General features: G+C 49.0%; 11 protein-coding genes and 1 pseudogene. 3 read left to right on the top strand and 9 right to left on the bottom strand.

The genetic code is table 11. The annotated features are described in order from the left end of the window. The first annotated feature begins 131 nt into the window (after positions 1 to 131). Positions 132 to 1,328 (top strand): adenine nucleotide alpha hydrolase family protein, encoded by a 1,197-nt coding sequence (locus BN4_RS06235; RefSeq protein WP_015414531.1) that lies wholly within the window; start codon positions 132 to 134, stop codon positions 1,326 to 1,328. Here the strand turns inward: BN4_RS06235 and BN4_RS06240 are convergent. The 4 genes from BN4_RS06240 to BN4_RS17085 are packed head-to-tail and all read right to left on the bottom strand — an operon-like array spanning position 1,318 to position 5,598. Next, on the bottom strand, positions 1,318 to 2,793 hold the full coding sequence (locus BN4_RS06240; protein WP_015414532.1) for an ABC transporter permease: 1,476 nt from the start codon (positions 2,791 to 2,793) through the stop codon (positions 1,318 to 1,320). The genes BN4_RS06235 and BN4_RS06240 overlap by 11 nt on opposite strands. Next, positions 2,790 to 4,109 carry an ABC transporter permease gene (locus BN4_RS06245; RefSeq protein ID WP_015414533.1) on the bottom strand — a complete coding sequence of 440 codons (1,320 nt, stop codon included), beginning with the start codon at positions 4,107 to 4,109 and terminating at the stop codon, positions 2,790 to 2,792. Before BN4_RS06245 ends, BN4_RS06240 begins: the two co-directional genes overlap by 4 nt. Then, positions 4,106 to 4,855 carry an ABC transporter ATP-binding protein gene (locus BN4_RS06250; RefSeq protein ID WP_015414534.1) on the bottom strand — a complete coding sequence of 250 codons (750 nt, stop codon included), beginning with the start codon at positions 4,853 to 4,855 and terminating at the stop codon, positions 4,106 to 4,108. The genes BN4_RS06245 and BN4_RS06250 overlap by 4 nt, the downstream gene beginning before the upstream one ends. Then, positions 4,837 to 5,598: a methyltransferase family protein gene (locus BN4_RS17085; RefSeq protein ID WP_015414535.1), complete on the bottom strand. Its 762-nt coding sequence runs from the start codon at positions 5,596 to 5,598 to the stop codon at positions 4,837 to 4,839. Before BN4_RS17085 ends, BN4_RS06250 begins: the two co-directional genes overlap by 19 nt. 589 nt (positions 5,599 to 6,187) lie before the next feature. Between BN4_RS17085 and BN4_RS06260 the strand changes: the two genes are divergently transcribed. Further along, on the top strand, positions 6,188 to 6,775 hold the full coding sequence (locus BN4_RS06260; protein ID WP_015414536.1) for a NapC/NirT family cytochrome c: 588 nt from the start codon (positions 6,188 to 6,190) through the stop codon (positions 6,773 to 6,775). Then, the gene (locus BN4_RS06265) at positions 6,772 to 8,151 is read left to right on the top strand and encodes a multiheme c-type cytochrome (RefSeq protein WP_015414537.1); all 1,380 of its coding nucleotides are present in this window, start codon (positions 6,772 to 6,774) and stop codon (positions 8,149 to 8,151) included. The genes BN4_RS06260 and BN4_RS06265 overlap by 4 nt, the downstream gene beginning before the upstream one ends. A gap of 143 nt (positions 8,152 to 8,294) precedes the next feature. Here BN4_RS06265 and BN4_RS18300 read toward each other — a convergent pair whose 3' ends face one another. The 5 genes and pseudogenes from BN4_RS18300 to BN4_RS06295 form a co-directional block, all read right to left on the bottom strand. Continuing rightward, positions 8,295 to 8,441, bottom strand: coding sequence for a DUF6933 domain-containing protein (locus BN4_RS18300; protein WP_407635866.1), 147 nt, complete (start codon positions 8,439 to 8,441; stop codon positions 8,295 to 8,297). 255 nt (positions 8,442 to 8,696) lie between these two features. Next, the gene (locus BN4_RS06270) at positions 8,697 to 9,182 is read right to left on the bottom strand and encodes a hypothetical protein (protein WP_015414538.1); all 486 of its coding nucleotides are present in this window, start codon (positions 9,180 to 9,182) and stop codon (positions 8,697 to 8,699) included. Beyond that, a pseudogene (locus tag BN4_RS18305) lies at positions 9,169 to 10,025 on the bottom strand (VgrG-related protein). Before BN4_RS18305 ends, BN4_RS06270 begins: the two are co-directional and overlap by 14 nt. Before the next feature lie 704 nt (positions 10,026 to 10,729). Continuing rightward, positions 10,730 to 11,116 carry a hypothetical protein gene (locus tag BN4_RS06290; protein WP_015414541.1) on the bottom strand — a complete coding sequence of 129 codons (387 nt, stop codon included), beginning with the start codon at positions 11,114 to 11,116 and terminating at the stop codon, positions 10,730 to 10,732. 32 nt (positions 11,117 to 11,148) lie between these two features. Further along, entirely contained in the window at positions 11,149 to 12,210 is a 1,062-nt protein-coding gene (locus tag BN4_RS06295; RefSeq protein ID WP_015414542.1) for a prolipoprotein diacylglyceryl transferase, read from the bottom strand. Positions 12,211 to 12,546 lie beyond the last annotated feature (336 nt).

Below are 12,546 nucleotides of genomic sequence, written 5' to 3' on the forward strand. Positions count from 1 at the left end.
ACATGCCAACAGCATGGGTTTCGCAGGACCATTCTCAGTACGATAGAAAAAGAGAATACAGGTTCCCCCCTCTTTCATTCGAAAAAGGTTGTGGAACCTGTTTCATCCCATTGACGCAAAGGATATTGTTCATGTTTCGATATACACACAAGACCTGCTCCCGCTGCCACCTCCAGCAAGACTCATATCACAAAGTTATGCTCAATGAGGATGGCGTGTGCTCATTTTGCACTCAAAACCTTGTTGCACCGAAACGCAATTGGGAACAGCTCAAGAACATCTTCGAAGAAAAAATACAGCAGGCGAAAGGGAAAGGAGAATATGATGGGTTGATCATGCTGAGTGGAGGAAAAGACAGTGCGTATATGGCCCACATGCTCACCAGAAAATACAACATGAAACTACTCGGATTTATCATCGACATCAATTTCGAATACCCGGAAACCTTTGAAAATGCGGCAACCATAGCAGAAAAGCTGGATATGCCCTCCGTCATTTTCCGCCAAGACCCTGAACTGATGCGCCAATACTACGCCTTTCTATTCTGCAACAAGACCATTCACCAGGAAGACTGCGGACAGGTTTGCACATTCTGCGGCCGTTTTCTCATTCAAACGGCAACGGATTTTGCACGTCGAATGGAGATTCCATTGGTCTTTTCCGGTCACAACCCTGACCAGATATTCCTGATGGGAGAGAGCATTGAAGACGATCCTGCACGCCTCCTGACCATGGAATTCAATATGGAAGTGGTTGCCGAAGAAACAGAAAGAGCGAGAAAGGCATGGCATCAAAAAGAAAAAACACCACAAGATCGCCTGTTCCCTTCGAAAATACACGCTCAAGGGGTGGAATTGGTCTTCCCCTTCCAGCACTTTCGCTATCAACCGGAAGCAATGATTGAAACAGTCAAAAAAGAACTGGACTGGGTCCCTATCAAACGTTTTTCCAAGACATACATTGCCTCTGGATGTAGTCTCGTCAAATTGTGGGCGTATTTGGCTTACAGCAACAATACCAACAGCTATGTGGATTTCGAATTCAGCAATCAGGTCCGGGAAGGGGTACTTTCAAGCGACAAGGTCGCACAATTCTACGAGCAATCAGACAAAGGATATGAAGAATTGGATGAAATTGTCATGAAACTTGGAATACGAAATGAAATCATGCAGATGCTACTGGAACGAAAAGGAGAAAAAGATGGACTTTATCAATACCTGACACAGACTGCGCACGCCACGCAAGCCTCTCCCCCGGAAGTCCAAACACACACCCAATCAACCTTGACAAATCGCCCCCCCCATAAGAGTGATTTCTTTAATCCTTGAGCGCGGCGATGACATCCACCCGTGCAGCCTGCCATGCGGGGTATGCCCCGGCGCACAGTCCGCAGCACACCGAAGCCAGAATGATACCAATAACCATGGAAACATCGTAAAATGCCGGGAGAAACCCAACCGAATAAATGGCCGTAGCAATACCAAGAGCCACGCCGGTTCCCAAAACCCCGCCCGAACCGGCCATAAGGACCGACTCCAGCAGGAACTGGCAGACAATATTGGTCGGAGTGGCCCCAACAGCCCTGCGCACACCAATTTCGAGCCTTCTGGCGCGGACAATAATCGTCATGATGGAAAGAATACCCAGCGTACCTATACTAAAGGAAATTCCTGCGCCAATGGCCCCAAGAACCCGAACCAGACGCATGGCCTTGGCCTGCATATCGTTGACCTGCTCGGAAAAAACGACAGAAAAGTCATCAGGAATTCCGGCTGAAAGATGATGCCGTTCGCGTAGGAGCGTTGTCACTGCAGTGGTGATGCGCGGAACCGATTTCCTGGAAGTAATCCGTAGCAGGGCACCAGAGACATGGTCCTGCCTATTCAGTCTGTGTATATACGTTGTCACCGGGACATAAACCTGCTCATCAACATTGACCCCGGAACTGTCCTGACCTTTCTTCTGCATCACGCCAACGATCAGCATCTCGGCAGTATGAAACCGGAGATATTGCCCAGTTGCAGCGGCTGGAGAAGGGAAAAGCCGATCGGCAATATCATACCCCAGCACGCACACCAACGCCTTGTGCGTCACTTCCACCTGGGAAAAATATCGACCATGCAACACGTCCATATTTCGAATGACATCAAACATGGCTCCTGTCCCGAGCAGAGGGCATGACGTCTTATTACGCCCAAAGGCGACTGTCGCATGTCCCAGGACATAGGGCACCACCAGTTCAACCTGTGGCACTCCCGCCCGTATGGCGTCCACATCAGTCAAAGTAAAAGTCGCAGCATTCATGCCGCCTGCACGATTTTCTATCCCACGGGAAAGAGCAACCCGACCTGCAGTAGCATCAATAATACGCGCACCCAACCGTTCACTTTCATGCACCACCTTCAATCCCACAGCATTGGATATATGCATAACCAACGTCAACATGAACGCACCGAGAAAGACTCCAAGAATTGCCATGAACGTTCTAAGGCGATGCGTTGTCAGCGCCTTGACAGCAGTCCGGATATTACGAACCTGCACAAGCCTGGCAAGCTGAAGAACCTGTTGTTGATCCGAACGGGAAAAATGAGGCGGAAGAATGGTCCTTAACGCCGCAATCCAAGATTTGACAAAAGAACCTGACAGGGAAGGAAAGACAGGATAAGCAGGCGTGCCATCTTTGCTACAGGAGTCATTTCTCGCAATCCTGTGCGCACTCGGCTGAAGCTGGATTGCCTCAGACTGATGCCGCAATGCACGCCAATATTCAGCAAGAGAAAAGTGACGCATCATCGCCCCTCTTTCAACGCAAGTACCGGCTCAAGTTGAGCAGCCCTGCGAGCGGGTTTGAGGCCAAAGGCAAATGCTACGACAAGCGCGGCCAGACAGGCTGTTGCAAAAACCGTTGCTGATAACTTCAACTCCAACATATCAAACTCAGCCAGAATGTCAGACAGCACCACACCAAGCATCAGACCAAAGACCGCTCCCATAAGGGTAAGGGCACAAGCCTCCATCAAAAATTGGAGCAAGATTGAACTATCAGAGGCTCCGACAGCTTTCTTGATGCCTATTTCCACCTGACGTTCCGTGACGGACAGATGAAATAGATTAGCGAGAATAACACCTCCTACGAGCAATGCGGCCAACGCTGTCACACCGAGAAAAACACCAAATCCGCCGCGCAAAAAACTCACGAACTGCAAGACTACAAGGGGAGAAATAACCAGAAAATCATCCGCCCCCCCCTCCTCTATTCCATGTAAATTCCGCATAAGAGCCTGCACACGCAACGCATTGCCCTTCATATTCCGTGTAGAAGCAAAGTTGATTCTGATGCCGTTGAGGTATTTCCTGTCCAAATTAAACCGCCGCAGCATGGTTGACGCAGGAAGGACCAGCCTGTCGTCCTGCTCTACTCCGGCAGCGACGATATTACGCGGGGTCAACACGCCCCGGACTATCAAAGGAGTACCTTCCAATGTCACGATTTTTCCCACAGGATTCTGACTGCCAAACAACCCGCGAGCCGCAAGGGTTCCCAACAGGCAGACGCTTGCTCCACTTGCCACATCATGTGCACTGAAATCCTCACCGTCCTGCAAATCCCAATTCCATGTGGCTTGATAATTTTTCCCACTCCCCACCACACTTGCCACAATATGACGCCGGGATGTCGCAGATGCGTGCATTTTTTCTCGAAGCAGAAATGGCTGCACAGAAACAACACCGGGAAGAGCCGTGCGTATCCGTTCAATATCATTCCACGTCAAGGTTCTGGGCCGATTTCCCATGGGCTGGTACATCAGATTGCCGCCAGCCACAAAAATGGCTGAAGGGCCAAAGGTCTCCGCCATCTCCTCCGCTTTTTTGGATGCTCCTTCCATGGCAGCGGTAATAATGGTCAAGGCTCCCACTCCCAGTGCGACGGCAAGCAGTATGAAAAGGGTACGTGCTTTGAAAACCCAAAGCGCTTTGAGTGAAAGTTTCAAGATTCTTGGGAAAATAGCCCACACATTGATGCTGGATGGAATATTTTCCTGAATCCCGGGAAGAGCATGCGGGAAAAAGAAACTTTTCCCACGAAAAAAAAAGTCGGAAACACTCATGCGACCCGTCCGTCAACTATATTGATGCATCTGTTGGCAGCAGCCGCGACTTGGGCGTCATGCGTAACAATAACGACAGTCGTCCCGCCAGCATTGATGGTCCCAAAAAGTTCCAGGATAGCGTGTCCTGTCACGGAATCGAGCTGCCCTGTCGGCTCATCCGCAAGCAATATATCCGGTCCATGCAGGAGTGCACGAGCCAAAGCCACACGCTGCTGTTGCCCACCAGAGAGTCTCGCGGGGGTATAATCCATGCGATCTGCCAAACCGACTTGCTCCAGTAAGGAGGACGCCCGTTCTTCCAACACCTTGCTTGGAGTCGTCACATAGCTCCCCGGAAGGAGAACATTTTCCAATGCTGTGGCGTACGGAAGCAGAAAAAAATTCTGAAAAACAAATCCGATCATACCGCCACGCAAGGCACTTCTCTGATTTTCATCCAGTGACGTGGTATCGACACCGTTCAAGGAGTAAGAACCGGAAGTGGGGCTATCCAGCAATCCAAGCAGATGCAACAAGGTGGATTTGCCGGAACCGGAACTTCCGATCAATGCCGCAAATTCTCCCTTACTCAATGACAAGGTAATGCCGTGCAGGACCTCGACAAAAGAATCTCCCTGTGGGTAACGCCGCGTAACATCATGCAATTCAACGACAATATCAGCAATCTCCGAAGAAGCCTGAGCCTCATGGGGGGTCACTACATCCACTCCGCCATCCGACGCTTTTACAGCTGACACATCCACCCTGACACCGCCTTGCCGTAAGAGAGATTGACCGTGCCCCCAAGTCCATGGGACAGGCGACCGACAATGCCCCCATATTCATTGAAACCGAGCAGCCCAATTGCAAAAACAAACAAGGCAAGTCCTACAGAAGCTTGACGGCACCAAAATCCACTGACTGCATCCATATACTCTCTGTAGGCATCTCCGAACCGAGGCAAAAGGACCTCTGATTCCTCAATGTACGTTGTCATCCACAGCATGGGTACAAGCAAAGGAAGCATAAGCAACGTGTAAAGAGCACCTGTCGCCAGACACAAACCTGAGATGAGAAAAAACATGGCCACCACACCGGGATGACGTAATTGCCCATATATACCGGTACGAAGCAGCTCTGTGGGAATCGAATAATCCTGCATCGTCACTGCAAAATTTGTACGGACAAAACGAAAACAATAATATCCGCCCGCCAATGCCAGAAGCACACCTATCATGCCCACCATCATTGCATTGGAACCGGAAGAAAACATGGTCCAAACAGTCTCGGAACTCCCACTTCGCACTTGCGGCAGCCACGGCATTACCAACCAAATATGGCCTGTGGGGATGCCCAGCAAGTGAAGAACAGGAATCATGTTCTTGGGCGGCAACCCCTTTCTGCGTCGTCTCTCCCGGTATCGGAAATAGATCAGATACATGAGCGCCCCCGGGAATCCACTGGCCGCGCACGCCAACTGAACCCAAAACCACACGTCCGACGACATGGCACGTCCTTATTCTTTGTATTTTTATTAAAAATGAAAATCATTCTCACACACAAATTTTGATAATACGAACGTTCATTCTATGTCAACGCCAAGTTTATTTTTACCAGAAGAGAAACTTTTTCGAATCATCCATGTGCTCGCTTTTCACAAAAAATCCCGAAGCGCCGCTCCAGATAGCGTGCTCTTCTTGCACTCAGACAAAATCCCGCCACGAACTGGTCCCGATTTTCCAGCAATATCGAGTGATCGTACATGAGTTGCATCGCAAGCCTGGCACCTTCTCCTCAAAGCCCACAGAGATTCCAATTCCCTGACAGGAAAGTCCACCGATTTCACTTCATGGCAAAGACGGCAGCCTGACGTCCATAGGAGCAAAGTTCGGAACCAACCGCTTGCCAGCCCTCGGTCCTCCTTTCTACGCTGATTGACACGCCATTTGAGAAACCACTGAGTATTCGGGCCACCCCAGTGATATAAATCCCAAAAACCTAGCCGCAATGTTTTTTTTGTGGCAGTATTCCCAATATCCGGCCTCTTTTGGGGGCAACAAAAAGAGGCCGGACGCATTCTGAAAACAGGAGGAGGTATGAAGCGAAAAACCAAATCGCTTTTGCTCATCGTCGTTGGTGTTGCAATAGCGTTTCCGCTCTTCAGCATGACTTACTATACCATGGTACGGACTTCGACGCCGGAATTCTGTGGCCTATGCCACGAAATTCAGCCTGCCGTGATGGGATGGAAATCGTCAACGCACGTCAATAACGGTCAAGGCTTTGTGGCCGACTGTATGGACTGTCATTTGCCTGCCCCGCATGACACGTTTGACTTTTTCTACGCCAAGGCAGCGCACGGTCTCAAAGACGTTGTTTCCCACTACACAGGTGGTGCGGAGACCTATGATCGGCAAGTCATGAAAGAGCACGTCTGGTCAACCATGAAAAACGACCAGTGCACGAAATGCCATCGCAACCTGCTGCATATGCCAGCAAAACGTGGCGCAATGCTGGCGCATCGCAAAGTTCTCTATGCAAACAATGGCGAGGAGTACCGATGCACGGATTGCCACAGAGAGCTGGTTCACAATGATCGACAATTTTACGAGTACAAGCAGTTCAAAGCACCTTACCGGGCGAACGGACTGCGGAATTTAGGACACCAGGAGGGTTCGGAATGAAAAGGAGTGTGATTGTACTACTGATGGTCACGTTCACAGCCCTGTTCGCAACAGTGGCTGCGGCGCAAAATTTCCCAAAAGTTCGGGAGTTGCGCATGGATCGGGCGACGCCTCCTCAAGGAGTTGCATGTATCGAATGTCATAAAAAGGAAACTCCAGGAATCTTTGCTGATTGGGCCATGAGCCGCCATGCTTCGGCGGGCATCACCTGTCTCGACTGTCACCAGGCACAGCCTGGGGACAAGGATATCTCTGTCGACCACGAAAAATATTATTCAAGGAGCGATATGCCTATGGGGGAAAAGCAATACTTTGTCCCAGTGGCATCCCCCGTCACTCCCAAAGATTGCTCTCGTTGTCACCCTGATGAGGCAAAGCAATATTCCAAAAGCAAACACGCGAACACCATTGAGATCATGTGGAAGATTGACCCTTGGCTGAACGGGGGCATGAATTCCGACAATGAGCGCAAGACGGGGTGTTACTACTGCCACGGTACGGTGCTGAAGATGAAGGACGGTAAACTCGACCCGACTTCTTGGCCCAACGTCGGTGTTGGCCGTGTCAACCTGGATGGCTCTCTCGGCAGTTGCACCAGTTGCCATACCCGTCACCGTTTCTCCGTGATGGAAGCACGCAAACCTGAAACCTGCGGGCAGTGCCACCTTGGCCCGGATCATCCGCAAATTGAAATCTATAACGAATCCAAGCATGGTGATATCTATCAGGCCTTCAAGCATGAATATAACTTCGACTCTGCTCCTGGCGCCTGGACTCCCGGAGTGGACTATCGCGCTCCGACATGTTCCTCCTGCCACATGTCAGGGTCCGGGATGCAACCCACTACCCACGATGTGACTGAACGCCTGTCCTGGGAACTCCAGGCCCCGCTGACTGTTCGCCCGCAGGACTTCAAGCCGTTCCCCTCCGGTACAGACTGGACAGTTGAAAGGAACAAGATGAAGGATATCTGCAAGCAATGCCACGGAACCGCCTGGATTGAAGATCACTACACCCAGACTGACAAGGCTGTGGAAGAATACAACGAAAACTACTTCAAGCCCGCCAAGAAGATGCTTGATGACCTGTACACCAAGGGACTGCTCGACAAGTCCAAGTTCTTCGATGAACACCTTGAGGTAGAATTCTATGAATTGTGGCACCACGAAGGTCGCCGAGCAAGAATGGGGTCGGCCATGATGGCCCCTGACTATGCTTGGTGGCATGGGTTCTATGAATGCAAACACCGCTACAACAAGTTCATGGAAGAAGCGCGTCACCTCATTGAAATCAACACCAAGGCCTACAGGTATCCAGACTTCCCGAATACGGGTGGAGATACCACCAAGCCGGTGGAAGTTTTTGGCAAGCAGTAACACGCTCAATCATTAACAAAAGAAAGAGGGAGGGCTTATTACCCTTCCTCTTTCTTTTGTTATTCAACGCCTTGAATCGATAATTGATTCCTTCAATGGCATTATCCGTTTTCTCGTCTTGGGTTACGTTTGGAAAGTTGGGTTCAAGAGAGTAAATTCTTCTTGACCAATCCAGGCATGAACACGGCAAACCGAGTTTCATCATTAACCAGAAGAACGGATTTTCTACGAAAGAATCTGAAGATATTGCCATGCCAACCTTGCCCACGTTGGTTGCTAGACTCCAGGATTTATGCTGGCTTGATCTCGGCCAAAAGCTTCTGAATACATCCGATGTAAGGTATTGCTTATCTCAACTCGCTGGGTGATGAAGGATTCCTCACTTAGATAGCCACAATCAGGATCAGGATCAACTCAGATGGATCTTCTAGGGTCATGTGGTGGGTTATTCATTAAATAGGTATCGTGTCCCTCTAATTCCTAACTCCAAAAACGAAATATAATTAGGGAGGTGTCCCCATAATTTTGCACCCTTTGATATGCATTTACTGGCAAAGGTTTTCAAGGTCTTCTGGATGCTCACGGTAATGCGATAAATCGCGGTGAAATATCTTCTTGAGTTCTGGACAAGAGTACTTCTGATACACTCCATAGAAGCGAGTATATACACCGCAATAATGGAATACATCTGCTTGATGAACTGTTAACTGATTATCACCGAAAGTCATTGAGACTGCACCCTGATCTCCCATGTCGGTCGGAGGGAAGTCAGCTATGAGTTTCATTCCTGACAGTTTCCCAACACCACCCACATCACAATCCCCTGAGATCATGGTTTTAGGGCCATTACCGACATGCCCTCCACTGAGAGCGACTGTCACATCATCGCCCTCGACAGTCACATGGACAGTCGAATAGACATCACCTTTGTTGAGATACCAGCCAGCAATATCTGCCTCACCACCTGCCAGGGAATACGAAGCAGCTATTAATACAAGCAGAAATGCGATTAACAGTCTAATGCTGGTCACCTTTCACTCCACCAAGTTCTTTATCGAACAATTCAAGAGCTTCTTTTTTCTCAAGAACCATTCTTCGATCATACCCTTTCTTCTGATTGGGTGGACACTTCTTACACCTTGTAGCCCTTTCATCATAGATAGCTTCAATCACTTTTCTTTCGTACTCAGGACTTGAACTATCCATACCTTTTGTTGTTTTCTCGACACGTTTAGCGGCGGCACCGATAAGCTCTGGCCCTTTGTGCTGCACACCAGTTGACCAGACCACATCTCGCAAAGTGGCAGAACCTTCAGTAGCATCCAGCCCGACCTTATCTTTCAAAGCGGACGCTGTTGGTCTGTAATGCGTTTCCTTGATGAAGGAGTGCTGGCTCTTTCTGAACTCTTCAGGATGCTTTTCAGAAAACTCTTTCCACCTATCGGAAAATCGTCTGATTCGACATATTGTTCGACAGTGCCACCAGTTTCACCTGTTTCGTGGTTCTTGCTCGTCATCTGATACAGGCCATACGATACACCGCCTGGGTCACCTTTGCCAGTAGAAACTGTACCGGCACCACGACCTCCGGTTTCGTATTTCTCTGACAGTTTACCCAAACTGAGAGGGTCTTCAGGAGTAGATTGTGGCTTTCCCTTATCTCCTTCTTCACCATTTGGAGCAGAACTTTCATCTGCTTCAGGCTTTGCTCTCTTCTCACCACCAGCATCACTCGCAGTGCCGGTGTCGTTCTCAGCATACATCTCGGCATCTTCCATCTTGAATCCTGGTTTGGCACCCGGAACATCTTCATTTTCAGACGCTCGCGCTTTCTTTAGGTCAACACCAGCATATGTCAGATACTTGTCGTACATGGCATCAGCATCTTTCTCGTCAAACTTGGCCTCTGACAGAACGTATTTGTTGATAAGATCAAAAGCTGCATCGTCATGCGCCTGAACACCTTTCTCATCTTTGACTCTTGGCGAGACGCTGCAAGCCTTAGTCGAGGACGTTACGGGAACGCTCGTTATTTTTTTTCAATTAAAACTACAGCCATAGACAGGTGATATCGAATGGGGTATTTTTCTTATATGGAACACGCTAGAAGACACGTACATCTCTTGTTGCTTGGTATTTTTTGCATTTCTGCAAGTTACTCATTTTGGGTATACTCCAATGCCCCTCAGTACCCTTTACTTATCCCAATTTGCGCAACCATTTTGCCTTGCCTCTTGGCCTATCTCTGCTGGAATCTTTTTATTAAAAACACCCAGAATAAGAGCAAGGCAATAGGACTTGTAATGGGATTTGCGTGCGGATGGTCAATCCTCTGCTTTGGTTTTGTAGGATGGCTTTTGGATGCAGTGATCACTGGACGGACAGGTCAGTTGAACTTTGGAGACTTCTCCTCGATTGCACAACTGATATTTTTTTTCGGCCCGACTTACCTATTACTTTTGAAGGGGTGGATTCCCTTACTGCTTTGTACGCTGCTTGTCTTTTTTCTTGCAGGCAACATTAGTAATAAACAAAGGTAAAGCCAGAGGCCCTAGCCTCTGGCTTTCTTTCCTCAGTCCTATTTGTAAACGGGAGGCTGTATTGGTTTCGTATCTACTCTTGAATCGATGGCCTTTGCGAGTTCATATTTGCTGGGCATGAGGTGCTTAATACCCGTTCCAATTGTTTCGGCAGCCTTGCCAAATCCTTTTTTGTCATAGATTTCATAGGCAACTTCAAGAGACTCTTTGATCGCTTTTGAATCAATCATATCCATACGATCCACGACCTTGATTATCTTATCAATATCTTCCTGCGGCAAATCAGCCAATCCAGCTTCAAGATACGCTTTGGAATGAGAATCATAAGCCTTCTCTTTCAGTTTCTCAGGTTTTGATTCGTCCCACTCGCCGCGACGAAGGCCTGCTTCCATCTTGAACTGCAACTGGTCTTTGGTTCGTTCCATCCATTCCTGGCCTTCCTTGGAAAGTTCAGGTTTCAGCTTGTCGAACCGCTTGACGTACTTGTCGCCATACTCGCGATAGTAGTAGGAGCCTCTTTGCCCAGATTGCGCTCCTCAAAGTCCTGGGCGCGTTTTTCATAGTATTCGGTTTTACCCAGGTCGTCCTTGATCCATGTGGGCTTGGCTCCCGGCTTCTGCCTGTAATGCTCCTCAACATCCTTCACGCTATTTCCGGTTTGCTTTTCCCACTCACCTATGAGTCGAGCAGCTTTCGTTGGGGTGTCAGGCTTGGTGGCTTCAGCTTCCATCTCCCCGGCATGCTCTGCAGAAGACTTGGTAGGAGGCGCTTCTTGAACTTCTGTCGGCTCTCTGGCCGCCGCTTCATTTTGTTGCTGCGCCGGCTGCTCCTCTGGAGCGCCATCGGCGACTGTTGGAGCATCCGCAGGTTCTGCCTTTTCAACGCCTGCATAGCTCAAATACGTATCGTACATGGCATCAGCATCTTTCTCATCGAACTTGGCCTCGGACAGCACATATTTGTTGATGAGGTCGAAGGCCGCATCGTCATGCGCCTGGACGCCCTTGTCGTCCTTTGCGCCGAGCGCTCCCTGAGCGATACGCTGTAAGCCTTTGTCGAGCACGCTTTTGGAGCGCTCGTTGAGCTTATCAACGGCGAACCGATGGCCCTGTTTCAGGAAGCCGTCCTTGATCTTGGGTAAAGTTTCAGACAATGCTCCATGTCGCTTTCCTCCCTTGGGGAGATCAGACAGAATGCCATGCTCATAGTCGTCGAACTGCTTTTTCAGATTGGTCGCATCCTTGGACGGTTTCTTGCCAGTGACGTTCTTCTGCCAGCCGGCCAGCCCCTTACCGAAGAAGTCGTGCGCCTCGTTTTCCTTCTCAACAATTGTATTGAGCCGATCCAGATCATGGTACGCATCACGCTTCTGTTGTCGTGGTTGCTGCCGTTGGTTTTGATTCTTGAAGCCGATGCCCATTTCCAGCGCAGATTTACGCTGTCCGGGTGTTGCATTGTCGAGCATATTCTTCTGCTCGTCCGAGTTCATATTGATAAGTGATTTTCCAAAATCAAACATACTTCAGTTTCTCCTGTCACGATGTTGATTGATAAAGATCAAGCATCATAACCTGGGTTTTCGGCTCAAGATAAAAACGGGCGAAAAAGGATACTCAAAGGATGAAAAAGCATAAGAAAGCAGCTTGACATGGTTCAAAGGCAAGGTCTGGCGAAAGGACGGCCGAATAAAATCTTGTGAGTGTTATTTCAAAAAGTTGCTGAGCTGTATTTTCGTCCCTACAAGGTGTTGGAAATGGCCTCGGGGGAAAAGAGGCATAAATGGATATCGAAAGGTATAAAAAAGCAGAGCACCTACTTATCATTGAAGACCGCTTAATTGCTTTACCAGTAAGAT

Source organism: Pseudodesulfovibrio piezophilus C1TLV30, assembly GCF_000341895.1.
GTDB lineage: Bacteria > Desulfobacterota > Desulfovibrionia > Desulfovibrionales > Desulfovibrionaceae > Pseudodesulfovibrio > Pseudodesulfovibrio piezophilus.